This is a genomic window from Flavimaricola marinus, assembly GCF_900184895.1.
In the GTDB taxonomy this organism is placed as follows: Bacteria; Pseudomonadota; Alphaproteobacteria; order Rhodobacterales; family Rhodobacteraceae; genus Flavimaricola; species Flavimaricola marinus.
Genome location: NZ_FXZK01000002.1, coordinates 309523 through 331011, shown reverse-complemented (window position 1 = coordinate 331011; position 21489 = coordinate 309523). Strand labels below are relative to the sequence as shown.

Sequence of the window (21489 nt, the reverse complement as noted above, 5' to 3'; positions counted from 1 at the left end):
CGCTTCCCCTTGTTGCCGCGCCGGCAGCATAGGGGCTGTCGGGCAGGCTGTGAAGTATCTGTCGGCCCGTTGCCGTGTCTGGAACGGCGCCGTCAGATGGCTGCCGCCCTGCGTTGCGTGGCCAGATAAATCGCGCCGACGATGGCCAGATTGACCAGCCCGAACATGACGGCATTGGCAAAGGCCCAGAAGTAGGCACCGGTGATGTCGAAGGACAATCCGCCCTGCCAGCCGCCAAAGGCATGACCCATCCAGCCAAAGGCGAGCACGATCCCCGTGGCCGAAGCCCGCCGCGCCTCGGGGGCCAGCGCCCGGACCGAGATCAGGACGCCGGTCATCACCCCGCCATAGCCAAACCCGTAGAGCGGCGCATAGAGCCAGAACGCCTCCATCGTGCCGACGAGGACGAACCCGAGCATCAGCACGGTCTGCCAAGCCGTCGCCGCCATCCAGGCCCGCAGCGGGCCAATGATGTCCGCCAGTCGGCCAAAGAAGATCCGGCCTCCGATTGCGGCGACCAGCATCACGAGCAGCGGGCCGCCTGCTTCTGCACCCACACCGCAGACACCCTGGATCAGCGGCACCAGATGCATCAACGGCACCGCCATGGCAGAGCAGCAGCCGAGAACCGCGATCGACAGGGCAGGGAGCACGATCCACGAGGGCAGTCTTGCGGCGGGCTTTGTCGCTCCGGCGGCGGCGAGCGGGGCTTTCGGAGCTTCGCGCATCAGCAAGGACAATGGAAACAGCGTCAGGGCCGAGAAGACGCCCAGATAGGTCAGGGCGTTCTGCCAGCCCGACACCTCGATCAGATAACCGGCGGCGTAGGGCACCAGCCCCTGTCCCAGGGCCTGACCCGCCGAGGCGATCCCGATGGCCAGCCCGGCTCCGGTCCGAAACCAGCCTCCGACAAGAGCGATGACAGGGGCGAACAGGGCACCGCCGCCAATCGCTCCGGCCAGAAAGAACAGGCTGTAGAATTGCCAAAGGGTCTGGGCATGAGCGGCGACCAGCAGCGCCACCGACAGGCTGGTCGCTCCGATCAGACAGACCGTCTGGGTGGCCATTCTGTCGGCCAGAAACCCCATGACGATGCCACCCAGCGCGATCCCGATCAGTCCAAAGGAGTTGATCGCCGCAACGTCCGCACGCTCCCAGCCGAATTGCATCTCAAGCGGGACCAGAAACGCCGACAGGCCGTTGACCAACATGCCCATCGCGATGCCAAGCAGCAACGCGGCTGCAATCACGACGATCCAGCGGTAGCGGGGCTCCGGTGCGGCCTGCATCGTGGACATGGGCGACCTCCTTGGCCGGGCGAGGACCCGAGCGGCAGGGTTTCGCGCAACCTTAACACGCTCTGCGCATCTTGTCGCCGGAGACGTCGAAAGACCGGGCCGCAATGGCCGCCTGTTCGCCGGGGCCGTTCCGTGGGTCGCTTTTGGGCGTTGCCCGGCGGAGCCTCAGATGATCTCGTCCTCGTCGAACATCGGATCGCCGGTCAGCTGATCGTTCATGTGATCCATCGTGCTTTCTGCTCTGGCGAGCGAGGCGACGCGGGCGAGGTGGAAGACCGCGTCGCCCTCGTTGACGACAGGCATCACCGCGCGCCCGACGATGATGCCGTCGAAAGGGGCCACGATCATTCGCTCTGCCTCGCCAAAGAGGTCGGACACGGCCGCGAGCGTTTCGCCCTCGGCGACCACGTCGCCATCGGCCTTGAACGTGCGGAGCAGGCCACCGACAGGGGCACGCAACCACTTGCTCCAAGTGCACAGATGCGATGGCAGTTTCGGCGCTCCGATCCCCTTGCTGGCGATCATCCCCAGATGGGCCAGCACCCGCAGGATGCCGGTCAGCCCGGCGCGGACCGATTTCTCGTCAAAGCGCAGCGCCTCGCCCGCCTCGAACAGCAGGACGTCCTTACCGATCCGCTTGGCCTCGCCGCGCAGCGACCCCTCGCGCAGCGGCGATTTCAGAATGACCGGAGCGCCGAAGACCTGCGCCAGCTCGGCGGTGCGCGGATTGTCCGGCGAGATCCTTATCTGCGGCAGGTTGGTGCGGTGCACCGCCGCCGAGTGCAGGTCGATTCCCAGATCAGATCGCTGCACGATCTCGGTCAGGAACAGGTGGGCCAGCCGCGAGGCGAGCGACCCGCTGGCGTGGCCCGGAAACGACCGGTTGAGATCGCGCCGGTCGGGCAGGTAGCGCGAATGGTTGATGAACCCGAAGGCGTTGACGATCGGGATCACGATCAAGGTGCCCTTGAGCGATTTCAGGTTCGGCACCCGCACCAGCCGCCGCACGATCTCGACGCCGATCACCTCGTCGCCGTGAACGCCGGCGCTGACAAAGACGGTCGGCCCCTCGAGCCGGCCATGCAGCACCAGCACCGACATGCTGACCGGCGTGTGGTCCGACAGGACGCTGATCGGCAACTCGACGGTCCGACGGGTGCCAGCGGCCACGCTGACGCCGCCGATTTCGAATGCAGGTCGTTTGGAGGTCGGCATCTGGGGCCTCGCGAGGATCAGGGTGGTGCGGCGGCAGCGGGGCGGGCCAGATTGGCGCGCCGCGTGTGCACCGCGATGTTGTGGTTCTTGAGCGCGGATCGCCCGACGATCATCGGAAAGGTCATGTTGCTGCGGTCGGTCAGCGAGACGGAAATCGTCCACGTCCGGCCCGCTACACGAAACCGCGTGCGAATGACGATGCGTTCTTCGGGAATGCCGGAGGTGTTCTTGATCGACCGCCTGCCGTGGATCGGGGCCTCGATCACTTGGCTGGAATGGGTGGGGTCGAAGGCGACGACGAAGCGCACCCACTCCGCACCGTCTTTCTCGAAGGGCTGGATATGGGTGGCGTGCAGCGCCGAGGTGCGGGCGCCGGTGTCGATCTTGGTGCGCAGGTCGTGCAGGCCGAGGTCGGGCAGATCGATATGTTCGATCCAGCCGATCACCAGCAGCGGGCGCTTGGGGGCCGAGGGGAGAGCATCCATCGTCATACCTCTGGTCTCAGGGCCCTAACCCTTGCCGCGGGTCTTGGTGGTGCCGTCCTTGGCGTGCCGTTCGAGATGTTCGATGATCAGCCCGGCCACGTCCTTGCCGGTCGCCTTCTCGACGCCCTCAAGGCCGGGCGAGGAGTTTACCTCCATCACCACGGCGCCGTGATTGGCCCGCAGCATATCCACGCCGCAGACCGCAAGGCCCATAGACTTGGCAGCGCGAACGGCGGTGGAGCGTTCCTCGGGCGAGATCTTGATCAGTTGCGCCGACCCGCCCCGGTGCAGGTTCGAGCGGAACTCGCCTTCCGCCCCGGTGCGCTTCATCGCCGCCACGACCTTGCCGCCCACGACGATGGCCCGAATGTCGGTGCCGCCGGATTCCTTGATGAACTCCTGCGCGAGGATGTTCACGTTGGCCCCGCGAAACGCCTCGATCACCGATTTGGCCGAACGTTCGGTATCCGCCAGCACCACCCCGATGCCCTGCGTTCCCTCCAGCAGCTTGATGACCACGGGCGCACCACCGGCCAGCTTGACGACCTCGCCGGCCTGCTTGGCGTCATGGGCAAAGGCGGTGACGGGCAGGCCGATCCCGTCGCGGGCCAGCAACTGCATGGAGCGCAGCTTGTCGCGGGATCGCCCGATCGCCACGCTCTCGTTGAGGGGATAGACGCCCATCATCTCGAACTGGCGCAGCACGGCGAGGCCGTAGAACGTGATCGAAGCTCCGATCCTTGGGATCACGGCGTCATAGCCCTTGAGGGATTCGCCGTTGTAATAGATCTCGGGGCGCCGCGAGGCGATGTTCATATAGCATTGTAGGGTGTTGATGATGTCGATCGTATGCCCCCGCGATTCCGCCGCCTCGACGAGCCGTTGGTGCGAATAGAGCGTGGGATTGCGTGCCAACATGGCGATTTTCATAGGGCGTTCCAATTCGTGGGTCGGTTCGGCGGCGGAAGGGCGGGCCGGTCGGCGGCCCCGTTGCGGTGCGCGTTCAGGTTCGTGCCGCTCTGGCTTGGGTCAATGACCTAAACGGTTTGAGAGGCAAAGCAAAGCCGCCGCGACGGGCGACCCTGCCTGATCAATGGGCGAGGATTGGGGGCTTTGACGGGCCTGCTTGCGACGTTGTCGCCACCCCCGCCGCATCGGCTCAGGTGCCGCAGAAGGTGGTGTAGGGGCCAAAGCCCGAGGGGGCGGGCAGCGCGTATTTGTCGAGGCCGGGCCGGGCCTCGAACGGATCCTCCAGCACCTCCAGAAGCGCCTCGAAGGGGCCGAGATCGCCCTCGGTCGCCGCCTCCAGCGCCGCCTCGACCAGATGATTGCGCGGAATGTAGATCGGATTGACCCGGTCCATCGCGTCCGGGTCCGGCGCCGCGGCGCGCCAGTCGGCCAGCCATGCCCGCAAAGGCTCCGGATCGGCAAACTGCGCCTTGGCCCGGTCGCCGCCGTCGCGCAAATCCGCAGCCAAGGCCCGGAAGGTCGAGGTGAAATCCGCACGCGCTTCGGCCATCAGGTCCAGCAGCCGCTGTGCCAGCCCCGGATCGGGCGCGGCCAGCCCCAGTTTCGCCTGCATGACTTCGACAAACGCGGCCTCAAAGATCGGCATGAAGGCTTCGACTTCGGGCAGGATCAGCGCAATCGCTGCATCGGTATCCTTGTCGAGCTGGCTCAGCAGGGCCTCGGCCAGCCGGGCCAGATTCCACTGGGCGATGCGCGGCTGATTGGCATAGGCATAACGGCCGCCCCGGTCGATCGAGCTGAACACCGTCGCCGGATCGTAGGCATCCAGAAAGGCACAGGGACCATAGTCGATGGTCTCGCCCGAGATCGTCATGTTGTCGGTGTTCATCACCCCATGCACGAATCCAAGCCCCATCCACTGGGCGATCAGCCGCGCCTGACGGTCCCGCACCGCGCGGAACAAGGCCAAAGCCGGCATGTCGGCCCCCGCCAGATCGGGATCGTGCCGGCGCAGCGCGTAGTCGACCAACCGGGCGAGCTTTTCATCGTCACGCCGGGCGGCGAAATATTCAAAGGTGCCGACCCGCAGGTGGCTGCTGGCCACGCGGGCCAGAACCGCGCCGGGCAGGGGGCCCTGATCGCGCAGCACCGTCTCACCGGTCAGCACGGCGGCCAAGGCACGGGTCGAAGGCACGCCCATGGCATGCATCGCCTCACCCACGAGATATTCGCGCATCACCGGGCCGATCGCGGCCTTGCCGTCACCGCCGCGCGAAAACGGGGTCTTGCCGGAGCCCTTGAGATGGATATCGCGACGCGCCCCGTCCCGGTCGATCACTTCGCCCAAAAGTAGCGCCCGCCCGTCGCCCAACTGGGGGGAGAAGCCGCCGAACTGGTGGCCGGCATAGGCCATCGCGAGCGGCTCTGCCCCGTCCGGGGCTTCTGCGCCGGAAAAGATCGCCGCCCCCTGCGGCCCATCCAGAGCCTCGGCATCCAGCCCCAACGCCTCCGCCAGCGGACGGTTCAGTCGGACCATGCGCGGCGCTGCCGCAGGCGCGCCCTGCCACGGCACAAAGAACCCGTCGAGATCGCGGGCATATGTGTTGTCGAATGCAAAGGCAGGCATCGGGCGTCCTTCAGTCGGGAATTTCGGTGGCACTATAGGACAGACGGCAATGCAAAAGGCAAAGGGGCGGCCAAAGCAGCCGCCCCCTGCCGTTGTTGTTTATGCCCTACTCGGCGGCAGAGCGGCGGGGCAAGACCCAATCGGGGCGGATGAAATGGCAGGTATAGCCATGCGGAATCCGCTCCAGATAATCCTGATGCTCGGGTTCGGCCTCCCAGAAATCGCCGACGGGGGCCAGTTCGGTCACCACCTTGCCGGGCCAGAGGCCAGAGGCATCGACGTCGGCAATGGTATCCTCGGCCACCGCCTTCTGTTCGGCATCGACATAATAGATGGCAGAGCGATAGCTCATGCCGCGGTCGTTGCCCTGACGGTTCGGCGTGGTCGGGTCGTGTATCTGAAAGAAGAACTCCAACAGCTTGCGATAGCTCATCAGATCGGGATCGAAGATCACCTCGATGCCCTCGGCATGGGTGCCGTGGTTGCGGTAGGTGGCGTTGGGCACATCGCCGCCGGTATAGCCCACGCGGGTCGATATCACGCCGGGCATCTTGCGGATCAGATCCTGCATGCCCCAGAAACAACCACCTGCCAGAACTGCGCGTTCAGTCATCGTCACATCCTCCTGTGTCTTGCCGGTAATGTGGGGCCGCGGCGGGCACCCGTCCAGTGCCGGGGCAAATGTTTCAATCCAACAGCGGAAATTGACGCAGAAGTGGCGTGACGACGGGCGCTCCATTGCCTATGTCGGGGCCAAGGAGACACCATGCTGACACCCGACATGATCCTCGACGCCACGTTGCTGCCTGCGATGCTGATTGCATTGGTTGCGGGGCTTTTGTCCTTCCTCAGCCCCTGCGTGCTGCCCATCGTGCCACCGTATCTGGCCTATATGGGCGGCGTCTCCGTGACCGAACTGGAGGAGACGAGGGATGCCCGGCGGCGGGTGTTGCTCGCAGCAGGCTTCTTCGTGCTGGGGCTGTCGACGGTGTTCCTGCTTCTGGGGATCGCCTTCTCGGCCATGGGGCGGGCGCTTCTGGCCTATCAGGACTGGTTCCTCTGGATCGCGGGGTTCACCATCATGGTCTTCGGGGCGCATTTCATCGGGGTCTTCCGGATCGGGTTTCTCGACCGCGAAGCACGGATCGAAGCCGGCGATCAGGGCGGGTCGGCCTTCGGCGCCTATCTGCTCGGGCTGGCCTTCGCCTTCGGCTGGACACCTTGCCTCGGGCCGATCCTCGGTGCGATCCTCGGGCTGGCGGCCCAGGAGGCCGATCTGGGACGGGGCGCCACGCTGCTGGCGATCTACGCGCTCGGTCTCGGGCTGCCCTTCCTCGCCGTGGCCGCCTTCTTTCCAAGGCTCAAAGGGGCGATGGGCTTCCTCAAGCGACATATGGCGCGGATCGAGCGGATCTCGGGGCTTCTGCTCTGGACCGTCGGGCTGATGATGATCACCGGACAATTCTCCGATTTCAGCTTCTGGCTGCTGGAAACCTTCCCCTTCCTCGCGACGCTCGGCTGACGGCCGCTTCATCATGGCCGGCAAACTCCGGGGAGGGCCGCAGGCCCGGGGCAGAGCCCCAATCCAGCATCGCGTGCGCCGAAGGCGCTCATTCGGATCACCGCAGAGCAGGGATCCGCAGGCAGGGCTTATTTCCGCCGAAATTCCACGCTAGGCTGCGGGCAATCCAGAGCGGGCAAGCGGCATGAGCGAACAGGCGGTCACAGATCAGGTCAGGCGTCGGAAGGTGGTCTACATCCCCGGCTACGATCCGATTCATCCGCGCCGCTACCGGGAACTCTACCGCAAGGAAGGCGCCGCGCAGGCCGAGATCTCGGGCTACGACATCGCGCTCAGCCCAAAGGCCAAGGCATCCGGCCCCTATGGCTGGACCGTCGCGGCGCAGATCGACGGCACCTCCGTCGAGGCGGATATCGACGTTCTGGTCTGGTCGGATATCGTGCGCGGGTCTATGTCGCACTCCATTCCCGGCACCTATCTGCAACTGCTGCGCACCGCGTTCACCTATATCGCGACGGGCACGCTGCGGCGGCTGATGTGGCTGCGCAAGGGGCCGGTGATCGCGGCGCTCTATCCTGTGGGCATGTTGCTTGCGCAACTGATCGTCGCGGTCGGGCTCGGGGTCGTTGCGGCACGGTTGTTGTCATTCGGGCTGGGGCTGATCGGGTCTGCGGTGCTCTCGCTCATCGGAGATCTGGGTAATCTCGATTTCACTATCTTCACCTCGGCCGATACGGTCGCGCAGGTCGTGGTCTTCGGGCTCGTCGCGCGATGGATATTGCAGTGGTTCAAATCCAAGGACGGCAAGTTCTTCGCCTACTACCTGATGCACGACTACGCCTATTCTGCGCGGTGGAGCGGGGCGAACCCCAAGGCGCTCGAAGACCGGATGGCCGAATTCGGCGACGCCGTCGCCGAGGCGCTCGCGCAGGACTATGACGAAGTGCTCGTGGTCGGGCATTCGTCGGGCGCGCATCTCGGGGTGTCGATCCTCGCCGATCTGATCCGGGCGGGCAGGGTGCCCGGCAATGGACCGGCGCTCGGGTTTCTGACCTTGGGGCAGGTCGTGCCGATGGTCTCCTTCCTGCCGCGGGCCACCCGGTTGCGGGCGGATCTGGCCTACCTCTCGGCGCGGGACGAACTGGCATGGGTGGACGTGACGGCCCCCGGCGACGGCTGCGCCTTTGCGCTGTGCGATCCGGTGGCGGTGTCCGGCGTTGCGCCTGCGGATCAGAAATGGCCGCTGGTCATCTCGGCCGCCTTCACGCAGACGCTGTCGCCCGAGACATGGGCCAAGCTGCGGTGGCGGTTCTTCCGACTGCACTTTCAGTATCTCTGCGCCTTTGACCGGCCACATGACTACGACTATTTCCAGATCACCGCCGGGCCGGTCACCCTGCGGGAGCGGTTCGCCGAGCGTCAGCCGTCCAAGAGCCGGATCGACGTGCCCGCGTCGAAATACACCTCAATCGCCGCCTGAGAATGCCACCGGTCCTGCCCCCAAAGCCAGAGGCGCGGCCCGACAAGGTCTCGCTCTGGCGCTATCTCAAGCTCTTTCGGCAGGACATCCTGTCGGCCCAGCCCGCGCGGCTCTATCGCGCGTGGATGGCAGAATTCAAGACGCCGTTCTTTCGCAGCTATATGGTCAACGACCCCAAGCTGATCGACCTCGTACTCAAGAAACGGCCCGACGACTTTCCGAAATCCGACCGGATCGGCGCGGGGCTGCGGCCGCTCTTGGGCAATTCGGTCTTTCTGACCAACGGGGCGGTCTGGAAAAAACAGCGCCGGATCATCGACCCGGCCTTCGAAGGCGGCCGCCTGCGCGACACCTTTCCGGCGATGTGGGCGGCGGGTGAGGCTTGCGCCGACCGGCTCGACGCGCTGGCCACGGGCGAGCCGGTGGAGATCGAGGCCGAGACAAGCCACGCCGCCGCCGACGTGATCTTTCGCACCCTGTTCTCCATCCCGATCGAGAACGACATCGCGGCGCAGGTCTTCGAGGAATTCAAGGCGCACCAGCGGACTCAACCGATCCTGAACCTCGCCGCCTTCGTGCCGGGCCCGTCCTGGATGCCGAAGTTCTTCAAATCCGAGACCAAGGACACCGCCAAGGTCATCCGCGATCTCATCACGAGGCTGGTGGATGACCGCGCCGCCGAGATCGAGGCCGGGGCCGCACCCGACGATCTGGCGACCAAGATCATGACCAAGGCCGATCCCGAGACGGGCGAGACCTTTGCCCCGGACGAGATGGTCGATCAGGTCGCGATCTTTTTCCTCGCCGGGCACGAGACCAGCGCCTCGGCCCTGGCCTGGACGCTCTACCTGCTGGCCAGCAACCCCGCGTGGCAGGACAAGGTCGCCGCCGAGGCGATGGAATTCACGCAGGATTTCTCGGCCCTGTCGACGTTGAAATCCACCCGCGACGTGTTTCGCGAGGCGCTGCGCCTCTATCCGCCGGTCCCGATGATGGTGCGCGAGGTGACCAAGCCGGAGACCTTCCGCAAACGCGCGCTCCGCAAGGGCGCGCAGATCGTGCTGTCGCCGTGGCACCTGCACCGGCACGAACGCATGTGGGACAATCCCGACGGATTCGATCCCGCGCGTTGGCAGACCGAAGCCGGCAAGGCCAGCGCCCGCGAAGCCTTCATGCCGTTTTCGGCCGGCCCACGGGTCTGCACCGGGGCGGGCTTTGCCATGGCAGAAGGCGTCGTGGTTTTGGCGCACCTGCTGCGCCGCTACCGGTTCGAGGTGGTCAAGGGGCAGGTGCCGGTGCCTGTCGCGCATCTGACGGTGCGGTCCAAGGACGGCATCTGGCTGCGGATCCGGCCCCGGATCCGGCCTCCGAAAGAGCCGTGATTCGGCGTCGTCGTTTCGCCGCGGCGAACAGTGGCCGTCGTGAGCGGCATTGTCGCCGGATCGGCAGCGATCGCTGAGCCGGTCGCCACAAATTCGCCACCTGCAAAATCAAGCAAATTCAATGCTTTGCCGTTAATCTTTCGTTAACCCGGCCCGCATTAAGGCTGATTTGCGGCACGCTTGCGACTTTATCCGATAGATTGAGGCCACGCGGGGGCGTCCTAACAGATCGGTAAGGTGATGAACGTGACAATGAGTTCGCAGAGCAGCCTTTTTGATGGCATCAAGCACAACATGGCACTGGCCCTGTCCTTCTTGCCCCGCAAGACCGAGACCCGCCGTGTGACACCGGGCGCGCAGTTCGAGATGAACCAGCCCGCCGCTGAACAAGACTTCGTCGCAGAGGCGCCCTTGCCGCCGTGCAAGCCGCTCAACAAGGCCGAGCGCAGCGAAGCAGAGATGCTCGCCCGCATCCGTGGTGCGCTCTACGCCAAGGATTCCTGATCCCGCGACTGCAGGTCCGTCAAGACAAACACCCGGATCGCCGAGGCCAGCCCGACATCGCCGCGTTCAGCGTCGATCCGGGCGGCGAGACCGTTGATCGTTTCGCCCCGCCGCTCGGAGATGGCGCGAAACGCGGCCCAGAACTCCGCCTCCAATGACACGCTCGTCCGATGCCCCGCGAGGGTCAGCGAATGCTTGACCGGCCTGCCCTTGGGCGGGCTCATTCGTCGTCGAACTTGAGCTGATCCAACCGCCGCGATGCCTGTTCGGCGCGGGCGGCCTCCACCACGCGCTCGGCCTTGCTGCGGCCATGCTTGACCGCGTTGGCGTCGGCCCGCGCCTTGTCGGCGGCGCGGTCGCGGGCCTTGCGGGCCTTGTTGAGGTTGATCGGGGTCGAACCGTCGGTCATTTCGGCCCGATCATCTCTTCGGGGCGCACCACGCGCTCGAAGGTCTCTTCGTCGACAAAGCCCAGATTGATCGCCTCTTCCTTGAGGGTCGTGCCGTTCTTGTGGGCGGTCTTGGCGACGGTGGTCGCGTTGTCATAGCCGATGGTCGGGGCCAGCGCGGTGACCAGCATCAGCGACTCGCGCATCAGCTTTTCAATCCGCACGGTGTCGGCCTTGATCCCCACGACGCAGTTGTCGGTGAAGGCCGAGCAGGCGTCCCCGATCAGTTGCATCGATTGCAGCACGTTGTAGGCCATCATCGGCTTCATCACGTTCAGCTCGAAATGGCCCTGCGATCCGGCAAAGCCCACGGCGGCGTCGTTGCCCATCACATGGGCACAGACCTGCGTGATCGCCTCGACCTGCGTCGGGTTCACCTTGCCCGGCATGATCGACGAGCCGGGCTCGTTCTCGGGCAGCATCAATTCGCCAAGGCCACAGCGCGGGCCAGAGCCGAGGAACCGGATGTCGCAGGCGATCTTGTAGAGCGACGCGGCAACGGTTTTCAGCGCGCCGGAGATCTCGACCAGCGCGTCATGGGCGGCCAGTGCCTCGAACTTGTTCGGCGCGGTCACAAAAGGCAGGCCGGTGATCTTGGCCATTTCGGCGGCGACGGTCTCGCCCCAGCCCTTGGGCGTGTTCAGCCCGGTGCCGACGGCGGTGCCGCCTTGGGCCAGCTCATAGATCGCGGGCAGGGCGGCCTTGACCCGGCGGATGCCCATGGCGACCTGATGCACATAGCCCGAGAATTCCTGGCCCAGCGTCAAAGGCGTCGCATCCATCGTATGGGTGCGGCCGATCTTGATGATGTCCTTGAACTCTTCCTGCTTGGCGGCAAGTGCTGCGTGCAGCTTCTCCAGCCCCGGCAGGGTCACGTCGCGGGCGGTCATCGCCACGGCGATATGCATGGCCGTCGGAAATGTGTCGTTCGACGATTGGCCCATGTTGCAGTGATCGTTCGGGTGCACCGGCGTCTTGGAGCCGATCTCGCCGCCCAGCATCTCGATGGCGCGGTTCGAGATCACCTCGTTGGCGTTCATGTTGGACTGGGTGCCGGAGCCGGTCTGCCAGACCACCAGCGGAAAGTGGTCGTCGAGCTTGCCCGACACCACCTCGGCGGCGGCGGCGATCATCGGATCGGCCAGCTCTGCGGGCAGCTTGCCGCGCTCCTTGTTGGCGGTCGCACAGGCCTGCTTGATCACGCCGAGGGCGCGGACGATGGCGACAGGCTGCTTTTCCCATCCGATGGGAAAGTTCTGCAAGGATCGCTGCGTCTGAGCGCCCCAATAGCGGTCGGCGGGGACCTCGATCGGGCCAAAGCTGTCGGATTCAGTGCGAGTCTGTGAGGCAGTCTGGGTCATGGCGGGCATCCTTGGTATGCGATTGCATGCCATTTACCGCGCGCGGCGGGCATGGGCAACGCACTGTTAGCGCAAAACTTACTTACGAAAGCTGTCGAGGCTCACGACTTGGGCGGCACCGGCCTTCGTGTCCTTCTTTTCGTCCTGCGGTTCGGCCATTTCGTCCATCGGGGCCTCGGCCGCGTCGTCGTCGTCGACCTCGGTGTCGTCGTCGCCGTCGTCCTGCGTCTCGAAGCGCAGACCGAACTCGACCGACGGGTCCACGAAGGTCTTGATCGCGTCGTAGGGGATATACAGCGGCTCGGGATTGTCCCCGAAATTCAGCGTGACCGAGAAGCCGTCGTTGGTGACCACCAGCGCGTCGAACCAATGCTGCAAGACGATGGTCATTTCGCCCGGATACCGATCCGAGAGCCAGTCCGCGATCTCGACATCGGGGTGCATCGTATCGAAGGTGATGAAGAAGTGGTGCTGGCCCGGCAGCCCCTCCGCTGCGACGTCGTTGAGCACCTCTTGAATGAGCCCGCGCATCGCGCGGTGCATCAGATTTCCGTAGTCGATACTGCGGGTCACAAACGCATCTCCAATTGGGTGGCGAACAACTCTGCAAGCAGCATACGGGATTCTTGGCCAGTGAAAAGGGGCGTCGCCGCCTGCGCGTCGCGCATCTGATCAAGAGCTGGGCAAGCCCGCCGATAACCGGCGCGTCGGAGCGGCCAAGGCTGTTGTTCTTGTTGACGGAGCAAAATCGACACAATAGGTAGTTATCAACTCCGCATTTTGTGGGGGCCAAATACAAGCGGCCTAGATGTCGCGACACTCTGCCAGGCGTATCGGGCCTCTGCCGATCCCGTTGCGTTGTCCGGCCTAGCTTTGGGGGAAGCCGCATGAACGTTATTGAAACCGTCGGAATGATGTCGACCGGAGCACTGGTGATGCTCGGCGGCGTCTACCTTCTGGACATGGTGCGCGGCCCGGAAACGCTGCCCGGCACCGCCGCGCAGGTGGCCCCGGTAGCAGCCCCCGCAGCCCAGCCGGTTGCAGCGCAGGCCGCCGCGTCACAGGCCCAGCCCGTCGCACCGGCGGTCGAAGTGACACGCGCCCAGTCCGACATGTCGGGTGCCGCCACGATCGGCCAGCTGGAGAGCTTCGTCGCGCTGTCGATGCGGCCGGTGACGACCGATATTCCCCTGACCCCGGAGCAGGAAGAAATCATCGCCTATTTCAAGCGGACCGCCCGCGATCTGAACAGCGTGTCGGACGGCTATGCGGGGGAATACGTCGCGTTCAACGACATGGCGATCAACCGGCTGGAGATCCGGCATTTCTATACCGTCCGCCAGAACATCAGCGATATTCCCGTCGCGGAGTTGCTGGAATCGCAGACCGCGCTGGTGCAGGCCAACATGTGCGACGAGCCGATGATGCGCACGCTCATCGACGAGCACGGGTTCCGGTTCACCTATTCCTACCTGAGCGCGGACAACCGTTTTCTGGGCAATGTCCACGGCAATACCGAGGCCTGCGGCAGCTGACCCGGTCCGCCGTTCCGAATGCAAAAGGCCGCCCGGAGGGGGCGGCCTTTTTCGTAGGCGGGCACGGGGCCTCGGTCAGGCGCCGAGGCTGACCAGATGCGCGGCAGAGCCGGTCAGCGCGGCATAATCGTCCTCGATCACAGCCACGCCGAAATTGCCCATGAAGCCCGCGAAACGGCCCTTGTCGCGGAACGCCTGCGCAAAGCCGAAATCGTTGAGATAGGGGGCAAAGGCCCGGCTGACGCCGCCGACCAGGTAGACCCCGCCGAAGGGCAGCTGGATCAGGGCCAGATTGCCGGCGACGCTGCCCAGCATCCGGGTAAAGACGTTGGCCGCTTCGGTAGCGCGCTCGTCCGAGCCATCCGCACAGGCCTGCATGATGTCGGCGGCGCGGCGCTCGCGCGGGTCGTTGGCCTCATGGCCCAGGAACGCGTAGACGCGCTCTAGCCCGCGGCCCGACAGAACGTCCTCGATCGAGGGAAAGCCATGCGCCGTCGAGACATACTGGGCGAGCCTCATGTCCTGCTCGGTCTGGACGGGCAGGTTGATGTGGCCGCTCTCGGAAGGGGCGACCAGACGACCGGGCTCCAGCTCGAACACCGGCGCGGCGTTGAACCCGGTGCCGACGCCGATGACCAGCTTGGCGGCGTGATCGGAGGCTTCGGGGAACGGGATGATGGTGCGGACCTTGTCCGCCTCCAGATGACCCAATGCATGACCTTGGGCTTGCAAGTCATTGAGAATGGAGACGGTTTCGGCGTTGGCCGCGCGGGACAGCGTGGTCTTGTCGATGGTCCAGTCGAGGTTGGTCATCGTGGCGCGGCCGTCCCGGACGGGCCCGGCCACGGCGACACAGGCCGCCTTGGCATCGACGCCGCCTTCGTCCTCGACATATTTGCGCAGGACCGATTCAAGGCCCGGAAACTCGCTGTTGGCATAGCGACGGATCGTTTCGGTGAGCACTTTCGGCCCATCGGCCAGCGCCACGCGGGTATTGGTTCCGCCGATATCCGCGACGAGCGACAGGGTGTTCGGAGCGTGTGACATGGGGCGCCTTTCGATCAACGGGCCAGAGCGGCTTTGAGCGCGTGATACGACGCCTTGGGCGTCCGCTTCTGGGTTTCGAAATCCACGTGGACAAGGCCAAAGCGGCGCTCGTAGCCCAAGGCCCATTCATAATTGTCGAGCAGCGACCAGCAGAAGTAACCCTTCATGTTGGCGCCGTCCTTGAGGGCGCGCAGCGTCGCCTGAATGTGATCGTCCAGATAGGATTCGCGCACCGGGTCGTAGACGGCACCGTTCTCGATCTGGTCGTCCCATGACATGCCGTTCTCGGTGACGAACATCGGCAGATCGCCGACGTAGTCCCGCGCCATCCGTGTCAGGACGGTGTGCAGCCCGTCGGGATAGATCTCCCAGCCCATCTGGGTCTTGGGCAATGGGCCTTCGACCAGCTTCATCGACGGCCACGGCATCGTCGGGTCTTCGGCAAACAGGTTGCGGGTGTAGTAGTTGACGCCCAGAAAATCGATCGGCTTGGAAATCAGCTTGAGGTCCTCTTCCCAACCCTTTGGCATATGGGGCAGGAACCCGGCCAGCGCATCCTCGGGATAGCGGCCCTTGGTGATGGCTTCGATGAACCAGCGGTTGATGATCTGGTCGTGCAGGTCGGCCGCGCGGGCGGATCCGGCACTGTCGTCGGCCGGGATCGTATGTTCGAAATTCAGCACGATCCCGATGTTGTTCTGGCCCATCTCGCGCAGGCGCTGCATCGCGGTGCCGTGGCCCAGCAGGATGTGGTGCATCGCGCGGGCGGCGGCGCGGATATCGCGCAGGCCGGGGGCGTGAATGCCGAGGAAATGGCTGAGAAACGCCACGCACCACGGCTCGTTCACCGTGGCGATGGAATGGACGCGGTCGCCGATCTTGTTGGTGATCACTTCGGCGTAGTCGGCAAACCACTTGGCCACGTCGGGATTGGTCCAGCCGCCCCGATCGGCCAGCGCCGAAGGCATATCCCAATGATACAGCGTCTGATACGGGCTCAGATTGCGGGCCAGCATCGCATCGACGAGGCGGTCGTAGAAATCCAGACCTTCCTGGTTCGGCTTGCCGGTGCCTTCGGGCATGACCCGCGCCCACGAGGTCGAAAACCGGTAGGCGCCGAGGCCGGCGGCGGGCAACAGATCGAGGTCTTCTTCATAGTGGTGATAGTGGTCGCAGGCGATCGCACCGTCTTCGGCCCGCAGCACATTGCCCGGCGTGGCGGCAAAGGTGTCCCAATGCGACGATCCCGCGCCACCGAAGCTGCTGCCTTCGATCTGATACGCGGCGGTGGCGGCTCCGAAGATGAAGTCCTGCGGAAAATCCGAGCGTTTGAAGTCCATGGTCTGTCCTTTGAGAGGTCGGCTTGGCGAGCGGTCTTTCATGATTGCGCGAGAGCGGTCTCAGGAGGCGATGCGTGTGGCAGGAACCGGACCGGTCGATTTGCCAACACGCAGGTCTGCATCCAAAAGCTCTTGCGGAGGAGGATCGTCAGGGTGGTTGATATGATAAATCAGATGCTCTGCCAACCGGCGTCCGGCCTCGCGCACCGACGATCTGGTCGAGGTAAAGATCGGCGTCTCGCCGCCGTTCTGAAAGTATGACAACTCGTCGTCATGGGTCAGCACCGACACGTCGCGGCCCATGATCAGGCCCGCGTCCTCGATGCCGCGCCGGGTGCCGATGGCGGTGATCATCGAACTGGTCATCACGGCGGTGGGTGGCCGGGGCAGGGCGAGCATCTCCCTGATCGCGCGGTATCCGATTTCTTCCGTCATCTCGTTGGCGCGCATCAGCGCGGGGTCGATGGGCAGACCGCGCGCGGCCATCGCGTCCTGAAAGCCACTGCGCCGCTGATAGGCGAAGTCCTGGGTTTCGATGCCGTTGATCAAGGCGATCCGCCTGTGTCCCAGATCAAGCAGGTAATCCGTGGCCCTGCGAAACGCCGCGCGGTTGTTCACGTCGAGCCAGCAATAGGGCGTCTCGAGGGTCGACACGCGCCCGTGCACCGCAAAGGGCAGACCGATCTCCTTGAGCAGGCTGACCCGCGGATCCACCATCTGTGGCGAATGGATCATCACGCCGTCGACCGAAGCTCGCGACTTGAGCTTGCGATAGGTCGCCTCTTCGTCACCGTCCTCGACCAGAGACAACAACAGCTCGTAGCCGTGTTTGGAATAGGTGGTGGCGGCACCGGATATAAAATCGGCAAAGACCGGGTTCATGATCTCGTTTCTGGTGGCGACGGGAATGACGTGGCCAATGGCGAGCGCCTGCCCTGTGGCGAGGCTTCTGGCGCGGATATTGGGGGTGTAGTTGTGGTCGCGTGCCGCTTTCTCGATGCGAATCCGGGTCGCCGCGCTCACCTCCGGATATCCGTTCAGCGCCCGGCTCACGGTGGTCTGGCTCAGGCCAAGGGTTTTCGACAGCTGTTTCAGATTCATATGGTGCGGGACGCAATACGCTTTCAGTTCGGTCGGCAATCCTAAACATGGAAAGCACTGTCCGTCAAAGGCGGAGCGACGTGGCGGCATGCTGCACCTGCGAAGTGCTTGCGGATTGCGAGGGGCGCCGCGACCGTCGTCGGCAGACATGGGAACGGCGGCAACGAGGGCAGTGCTTCAAAGCGCTTTGAATCCGGTTCCGACGCGTGTAAAGCCGGAATCGCGCCGACTGCGGCGCAGGGAAGAGGGCGATCCATGATCAAGACGCAATCCATGGCTGTGGCGCGGCGGGCAAGGCCTGCGGCGCCGGCACGTCGCGATGCCACTGGCGGCCCGTCCCGGGCAGCCTCGTGCTCGGCGACGACGCGGCCGGACAGATCATGGGCGGTCTGGACGCATGTCGCACCGACCGGGCCGGGATGACAGTCCGACCCCATGTCTCGCGGACCATAGCGGCGGCTATGGTTTTCTGATGTAGAGTTACCTCGCCCACGGCATATTGGCCGGGTCCGAGAACAAAAGGCACCTGCTATGACCAAAGTGAACGTCGAAACGGCAAAGAAATCCGCACTGGTCCGGGATCCGGACTGGTGGCGGGGGGCGGTGATCTATCAGATCTATCCGCGCAGCTTTCAGGACAGCACCGGCGACGGCGTCGGCGATCTGCGCGGCATCGCCCAGCGACTGCCCTATATCGCCAGCCTCGGCGTGGATGCGATCTGGATCAGCCCGTTCTTCACCTCTCCGATGAAGGATTTCGGCTATGACGTCAGCAACTATTGCGACGTCGATCCGATGTTCGGGGATCTGCATGATTTCGACGCCGTGGTCGAGGCGGCCCACGCCCTCGGGGTGCGGGTGATCATCGATCTGGTGCTCAGCCACACCTCGGACGTGCATCCGTGGTTCGAGCAGAGCCGGACAAGCCGGGACAACCCGACCGCCGACTGGTATGTCTGGGCCGATCCCAAGCCCGACGGCACGCCGCCAAACAACTGGCTGTCGATCTTCGGTGGCTCTGCGTGGCAGTTCGACGGGACCCGGATGCAGTATTACCTGCACAATTTCCTGACCTCGCAGCCGGATCTGAACTTTCACAACCCCGAAGTGGTCGATGCGATTCTCGACGTCGAACGGTTCTGGCTGGAGCGGGGGGTCGACGGATTCCGGCTCGACACGATCAATTTCTATTACGCCGACAAGGAATTGCGCGACAATCCGGCCTGTCCGCCGGAAATGCGCAACGATTCCATCGCGCCCTCGGTGAACCCGTACAACTGGCAAGAGCATCTGTATTCCAAGAACCAGCCGGAAAACCTCGGGTTTCTCAAGAAATTCCGGGAGGTGCTGAACGAATACGGCGCGGTCGCCGTCGGTGAAGTTGGCGATGCGCAACGCGGGCTGGAGATCATGGCCGAATACACCTCCGGCGGTGACAAGGTGCAGATGTGCTATTCGTTCGAGATGCTCCAGCCCAAGCTGCTGGCGGCGGGCGATCTGGTTGCGATGCAGACCAAGCTCAACGAAGAGGCGCCCGAGGCATGGCCGTGCTGGGCGCTGTCCAACCATGACACGATCCGGCACGTGACGCGCTGGCATCTGTCGCCGCCGGCGATCAAGACCTATGCCACGCTCCTGGTTTGCCAGCGCGGATCGGTCTGCCTTTATCAGGGCGAGGAGCTGGGGCTTGCCGAGGCCGACGTGGCCTTCGAGGATCTGCAGGATCCTTACGGCATCCAGTTCTGGCCAGAATTCAAGGGCCGGGACGGCTGCCGGACACCGATGGTCTGGGAGCCGTCGAATTCCTATGGCGGGTTCTCCGAGGCCAAGCCCTGGCTGCCCGTCGCCCCGGAACACCTCGGCCGGTCGGTCTCCGTTCAGGAGGAGGACGAACATTCGGTCTTGCACCACTACCGGGCGGCCATCGCGCTGCGCCACGACCACCCGGCGCTGGCGCGCGGCACCTTCGAGGACCTCGAACAGATCGGTGAGGTCGTCCACTTTGTCCGCCGCTGGGAGGGCAAGGAGGTCTATTGCGCGTTCAACCTCGGCGAACTCACGGTCGACATAGATGCGCCGGAGGGGCACTGGACGAATATCGCGGAGGATCTCAACGGTGTCGCGATCCGCGAGTATGCCCAGTTGCGGCTCGGCCCGTGGGAGTACTGCATCGCTCTCAAGCAGGAGGGCTAGAGCGCGGCCCTATTGGTCGGCCGCCTTCGGGCCGACCGATGAGCCAACGACCTCGTGGGACAGAGCATTCGTTCTGGGGGCCATCGGACCGGGTGCTGCTCTGCCGCAGCGCGGGTCGGTCGGCCGTGTCGGGTCGTCGTGTTCAGACGGCCCGGCGTTGCATCGGCGGCGACGGAGGGATTTCCGTATTTGGGGCCAAAAGAAGCCGCCATGCCGGTTCTCTCGGCCGGCCGTCACCTGTGCGGCGGGCGGGGCGATGGCCTAGTAGGGGCCGTCTTCCAAGACACCGTCGGCGCTCATCTGCGCATAGAGCAGCCCCTCGCGCAGTCCCCGGTCGGCCACCGACAACCGATCCGTCGGCCAGAGCCGCATCAGTGCCTGCAGGATCGCCGAGCCGGACATGATCAGCGCCTGACGGTCCCGGCCGATGCGCGGATCGGTGCGGCGCCCCTCTGGCCCGAGGGACAGGTAGTCGCGGATCACGGCGTCGATCTGATCGCTGGTCATCCGCAGACCGTCGACCTTGGTGCGGTCATAGCGCTTCAACCCCAGATGGCTGGCGGCGACCGTGGTGACGGTGCCGCTGGTGCCGATGATCTGAAACCCTTCGCGGGCCTGTGCGGCCGCCGAAGGGGCAAAGGCGCTCAGGTTTTCCTCAAAAAACCAGCTCATCAAGGCAAAGCGGGCGCTGTCGTCTTCGACATCCTGAAACTGATCGCGCAGCGTCGCCACGCCCAGAGGCACCGAGATCCAGTCCACCACCTTGGCCGCGGCAAAGGGGCCGGGATCGGCGGTGAAGCCGGAATGCAGGCGCATGATGGCGCGCGGCCGTTCGCGGGCAGGCACCTTGGTCAGATCGATCCAGACGAGTTCGGTCGAGCCGCCGCCGATATCCACGACGAGCAACTGCTCGGTGCGCACGGAGACGAGGGGCGCGCAGGAGATGACCGCCAGACGGGCCTCTTCCTCCGGCTCGATGATCTCCAGCTTCATGCCCGTCTCGCGCTGCACCTGCGCCAGAAACGACGCGCCGTTACGCGCGCGCCGACAGGCCTCGGTGGCGACGAGGCGCATATGCGAGACATTGTGCCGGCCCAGCTTCTGCTTGCAGATCCGCAACGCCCCGATGGTGCGGTTCATCGAGGCTCGGGACAAGCGCCCGGAACTTTCCAGACCGTGCCCCAACTGGACCGATTTGGAAAAGCTGTCGACCACGTGGAATTGGTTGCCCTTCGGCTGGGCAATCAACATCCGGCAGCTGTTTGTGCCCAGATCCAGTGCCGCATAGAGCGACGCGGAATCAGGCGGAGTAGGCGCGGGGCTTTCGACCGCTTTCGGGAACGCGCCCGCGCGCTTGGGACGCTTGGGCGCCATCTTTACGCCCTCCGATTTCGAGTTGTTTCGAACGTAGGCGGCATGTCGCCGCCGCGCAAGCTCTGTCGCATCACGAAGACACGACGCAGGGCAGGGCACGGGGCAGGGCGCCGGATGAACCAAGCGCATCATCGTCATGAATATATAGAGGGCACAAGGCACTGGCCGGGCCGGGACATGGCTGACATAACGGCCGCGAAAATGAAACGCGGTCGCTGCTTGCGTCCGCGATGTCGAAATTGTGCCGCGACAATCGGTCCGACGCACGTAAGAGGGCGCTGAAGCGGCCCGAACCCAGAGGGAATCACATGGCACTGGTCACCATCGTCTACTGGCGCGACATCCCGGCTCAGGTGATCGTGGGCAAAGGGCGTAACGCCAGCAAGATCCAGCTCTCCGAGCGGTTCGAGCAGGCCATCGACCGGGCCGCGATGAAGACCGGAGCCGCGGGCACCGACGACTACCTGGCCGAATGGCGCAAAGCCGACCCCGTCGAGGTCGCCGGTGATGCGCAAGAGGTCGCCACCGCCGAGGCCGCCCGGATCGAGGCGGAATACGATAAGACACGCCTCAAGGCGCTGATTGACAATGATGGTCGGGCATAACCC

The 21489-nt window shown here is 64.7% G+C and carries 21 protein-coding genes; 7 read left to right on the top strand and 14 right to left on the bottom strand.

Annotated features, from left to right (window positions below; genetic code table 11):
- Positions 1-92: 92 nt before the first annotated feature.
- From LOM8899_RS08425 to msrA, 6 genes are all read right to left on the bottom strand, one after another.
- Complete coding sequence (locus LOM8899_RS08425; protein ID WP_245820476.1) at positions 93-1298, bottom strand: MFS transporter; 1206 nt, start codon at positions 1296-1298, stop codon at positions 93-95.
- A gap of 165 nt (positions 1299-1463) precedes the next feature.
- Positions 1464-2513: a succinylglutamate desuccinylase/aspartoacylase family protein gene (locus tag LOM8899_RS08420; RefSeq protein WP_093991754.1), complete on the bottom strand. Its 1050-nt coding sequence runs from the start codon at positions 2511-2513 to the stop codon at positions 1464-1466.
- A gap of 17 nt (positions 2514-2530) precedes the next feature.
- On the bottom strand, positions 2531-2998 hold the full coding sequence (locus LOM8899_RS08415; protein ID WP_093991753.1) for an ATP-dependent zinc protease family protein: 468 nt from the start codon (positions 2996-2998) through the stop codon (positions 2531-2533).
- 24 nt (positions 2999-3022) lie between these two features.
- Entirely contained in the window at positions 3023-3928 is a 906-nt protein-coding gene (gene rimK, locus LOM8899_RS08410; RefSeq protein ID WP_093991752.1) for a 30S ribosomal protein S6--L-glutamate ligase, read from the bottom strand.
- Positions 3929-4157: 229 nt separating this feature from the next.
- The gene (locus tag LOM8899_RS08405) at positions 4158-5594 is read right to left on the bottom strand and encodes a protein adenylyltransferase SelO (RefSeq protein ID WP_093991751.1); all 1437 of its coding nucleotides are present in this window, start codon (positions 5592-5594) and stop codon (positions 4158-4160) included.
- Positions 5595-5700: 106 nt separating this feature from the next.
- Positions 5701-6207 (bottom strand): peptide-methionine (S)-S-oxide reductase MsrA, encoded by a 507-nt coding sequence (gene msrA / locus LOM8899_RS08400; RefSeq protein WP_093991879.1) that lies wholly within the window; start codon positions 6205-6207, stop codon positions 5701-5703.
- 153 nt (positions 6208-6360) lie between these two features.
- On the opposite strand from msrA, the gene LOM8899_RS08395 reads away from it, so the two are divergent.
- The 4 genes from LOM8899_RS08395 to LOM8899_RS08380 all read left to right on the top strand — a co-directional run bounded on the left by LOM8899_RS08395 (position 6361) and on the right by LOM8899_RS08380 (position 10482).
- Entirely contained in the window at positions 6361-7116 is a 756-nt protein-coding gene (locus LOM8899_RS08395) for a cytochrome c biogenesis CcdA family protein (protein WP_093991750.1), read from the top strand.
- A gap of 184 nt (positions 7117-7300) precedes the next feature.
- The gene (locus LOM8899_RS08390; RefSeq protein ID WP_093991749.1) at positions 7301-8596 is read left to right on the top strand and encodes a hypothetical protein; all 1296 of its coding nucleotides are present in this window, start codon (positions 7301-7303) and stop codon (positions 8594-8596) included.
- A gap of 2 nt (positions 8597-8598) precedes the next feature.
- Positions 8599-9978, top strand: a complete 1380-nt coding sequence (locus tag LOM8899_RS08385) for a cytochrome P450 (protein ID WP_093991748.1) — start codon at positions 8599-8601, stop codon at positions 9976-9978.
- 252 nt (positions 9979-10230) lie between these two features.
- A complete protein-coding gene (locus LOM8899_RS08380) occupies positions 10231-10482 on the top strand; it encodes a hypothetical protein (protein ID WP_133064994.1) in 252 nt (83 codons plus the stop codon).
- On the opposite strand, the gene LOM8899_RS08375 is transcribed toward LOM8899_RS08380, so the two are convergent.
- The 4 genes from LOM8899_RS08375 to LOM8899_RS08360 all read right to left on the bottom strand — a co-directional run bounded on the left by LOM8899_RS08375 (position 10464) and on the right by LOM8899_RS08360 (position 12864).
- Positions 10464-10706: a ribbon-helix-helix domain-containing protein gene (locus tag LOM8899_RS08375; protein ID WP_093991746.1), complete on the bottom strand. Its 243-nt coding sequence runs from the start codon at positions 10704-10706 to the stop codon at positions 10464-10466. The genes LOM8899_RS08380 and LOM8899_RS08375 overlap by 19 nt on opposite strands.
- On the bottom strand, positions 10703-10891 hold the full coding sequence (locus LOM8899_RS08370) for a DUF4169 family protein (RefSeq protein ID WP_093991745.1): 189 nt from the start codon (positions 10889-10891) through the stop codon (positions 10703-10705). Before LOM8899_RS08370 ends, LOM8899_RS08375 begins: the two co-directional genes overlap by 4 nt.
- The gene (gene fumC / locus LOM8899_RS08365; protein ID WP_093991878.1) at positions 10888-12291 is read right to left on the bottom strand and encodes a class II fumarate hydratase; all 1404 of its coding nucleotides are present in this window, start codon (positions 12289-12291) and stop codon (positions 10888-10890) included. The genes LOM8899_RS08370 and fumC overlap by 4 nt, the downstream gene beginning before the upstream one ends.
- A 78-nt stretch (positions 12292-12369) precedes the next feature.
- Positions 12370-12864 (bottom strand): SspB family protein, encoded by a 495-nt coding sequence (locus LOM8899_RS08360; protein ID WP_093991744.1) that lies wholly within the window; start codon positions 12862-12864, stop codon positions 12370-12372.
- Between the two features lie 314 nt (positions 12865-13178).
- On the opposite strand from LOM8899_RS08360, the gene LOM8899_RS08355 reads away from it, so the two are divergent.
- Positions 13179-13826: a hypothetical protein gene (locus tag LOM8899_RS08355; RefSeq protein WP_093991743.1), complete on the top strand. Its 648-nt coding sequence runs from the start codon at positions 13179-13181 to the stop codon at positions 13824-13826.
- A 75-nt stretch (positions 13827-13901) separates the two neighbouring features.
- On the opposite strand, the gene LOM8899_RS08350 is transcribed toward LOM8899_RS08355, so the two are convergent.
- Genes LOM8899_RS08350 through LOM8899_RS08340 form a run of 3 tightly spaced genes read right to left on the bottom strand, consistent with a single transcriptional unit; the run spans position 13902 to position 17314 of the window.
- Positions 13902-14873 (bottom strand): glucokinase, encoded by a 972-nt coding sequence (locus tag LOM8899_RS08350; RefSeq protein ID WP_093991742.1) that lies wholly within the window; start codon positions 14871-14873, stop codon positions 13902-13904.
- 14 nt (positions 14874-14887) lie between these two features.
- Entirely contained in the window at positions 14888-16213 is a 1326-nt protein-coding gene (locus LOM8899_RS08345) for a GH1 family beta-glucosidase (protein ID WP_093991741.1), read from the bottom strand.
- 60 nt (positions 16214-16273) lie between these two features.
- Positions 16274-17314 carry a LacI family DNA-binding transcriptional regulator gene (locus LOM8899_RS08340; RefSeq protein ID WP_093991877.1) on the bottom strand — a complete coding sequence of 347 codons (1041 nt, stop codon included), beginning with the start codon at positions 17312-17314 and terminating at the stop codon, positions 16274-16276.
- Between the two features lie 531 nt (positions 17315-17845).
- Here LOM8899_RS08340 and LOM8899_RS08330 point away from each other — a divergent pair.
- Entirely contained in the window at positions 17846-19507 is a 1662-nt protein-coding gene (locus LOM8899_RS08330) for an alpha-amylase family glycosyl hydrolase (protein ID WP_093991739.1), read from the top strand.
- Positions 19508-19768: 261 nt separating this feature from the next.
- On the opposite strand, the gene LOM8899_RS08325 is transcribed toward LOM8899_RS08330, so the two are convergent.
- Entirely contained in the window at positions 19769-20881 is a 1113-nt protein-coding gene (locus LOM8899_RS08325) for a Ppx/GppA phosphatase family protein (protein WP_093991738.1), read from the bottom strand.
- A gap of 308 nt (positions 20882-21189) precedes the next feature.
- Here LOM8899_RS08325 and LOM8899_RS08320 point away from each other — a divergent pair, with 308 nt between their 5' ends.
- Entirely contained in the window at positions 21190-21486 is a 297-nt protein-coding gene (locus LOM8899_RS08320; RefSeq protein WP_093991737.1) for a virulence factor, read from the top strand.
- Positions 21487-21489 lie beyond the last annotated feature (3 nt).

Excerpts from the sequence above, each read along its gene's own strand:
- LOM8899_RS08425 (WP_245820476.1), bottom strand. The coding sequence starts at position 1,298 with ATGTCCACGATGCAGGCCGCACCGGAGCCCCGCTACCGCTGGATCGTC.
- LOM8899_RS08420 (WP_093991754.1), bottom strand. The coding sequence starts at position 2,513 with ATGCCGACCTCCAAACGACCTGCATTCGAAATCGGCGGCGTCAGCGTG.
- LOM8899_RS08415 (WP_093991753.1), bottom strand. The coding sequence starts at position 2,998 with ATGGATGCTCTCCCCTCGGCCCCCAAGCGCCCGCTGCTGGTGATCGGC.
- rimK (WP_093991752.1), bottom strand. The coding sequence starts at position 3,928 with ATGAAAATCGCCATGTTGGCACGCAATCCCACGCTCTATTCGCACCAA.
- LOM8899_RS08405 (WP_093991751.1), bottom strand. The coding sequence starts at position 5,594 with ATGCCTGCCTTTGCATTCGACAACACATATGCCCGCGATCTCGACGGG.
- msrA (WP_093991879.1), bottom strand. The coding sequence starts at position 6,207 with ATGACTGAACGCGCAGTTCTGGCAGGTGGTTGTTTCTGGGGCATGCAG.
- LOM8899_RS08395 (WP_093991750.1), top strand. The coding sequence starts at position 6,361 with ATGCTGACACCCGACATGATCCTCGACGCCACGTTGCTGCCTGCGATG.
- LOM8899_RS08390 (WP_093991749.1), top strand. The coding sequence starts at position 7,301 with ATGAGCGAACAGGCGGTCACAGATCAGGTCAGGCGTCGGAAGGTGGTC.
- LOM8899_RS08385 (WP_093991748.1), top strand. The coding sequence starts at position 8,599 with ATGCCACCGGTCCTGCCCCCAAAGCCAGAGGCGCGGCCCGACAAGGTC.
- LOM8899_RS08380 (WP_133064994.1), top strand. The coding sequence starts at position 10,231 with ATGAGTTCGCAGAGCAGCCTTTTTGATGGCATCAAGCACAACATGGCA.
- LOM8899_RS08375 (WP_093991746.1), bottom strand. The coding sequence starts at position 10,706 with ATGAGCCCGCCCAAGGGCAGGCCGGTCAAGCATTCGCTGACCCTCGCG.
- LOM8899_RS08370 (WP_093991745.1), bottom strand. The coding sequence starts at position 10,891 with ATGACCGACGGTTCGACCCCGATCAACCTCAACAAGGCCCGCAAGGCC.
- fumC (WP_093991878.1), bottom strand. The coding sequence starts at position 12,291 with ATGACCCAGACTGCCTCACAGACTCGCACTGAATCCGACAGCTTTGGC.
- LOM8899_RS08355 (WP_093991743.1), top strand. The coding sequence starts at position 13,179 with ATGAACGTTATTGAAACCGTCGGAATGATGTCGACCGGAGCACTGGTG.
- LOM8899_RS08350 (WP_093991742.1), bottom strand. The coding sequence starts at position 14,873 with ATGTCACACGCTCCGAACACCCTGTCGCTCGTCGCGGATATCGGCGGA.
- LOM8899_RS08345 (WP_093991741.1), bottom strand. The coding sequence starts at position 16,213 with ATGGACTTCAAACGCTCGGATTTTCCGCAGGACTTCATCTTCGGAGCC.
- LOM8899_RS08340 (WP_093991877.1), bottom strand. The coding sequence starts at position 17,314 with ATGAATCTGAAACAGCTGTCGAAAACCCTTGGCCTGAGCCAGACCACC.
- LOM8899_RS08330 (WP_093991739.1), top strand. The coding sequence starts at position 17,846 with ATGACCAAAGTGAACGTCGAAACGGCAAAGAAATCCGCACTGGTCCGG.
- LOM8899_RS08325 (WP_093991738.1), bottom strand. The coding sequence starts at position 20,881 with ATGGCGCCCAAGCGTCCCAAGCGCGCGGGCGCGTTCCCGAAAGCGGTC.
- LOM8899_RS08320 (WP_093991737.1), top strand. The coding sequence starts at position 21,190 with ATGGCACTGGTCACCATCGTCTACTGGCGCGACATCCCGGCTCAGGTG.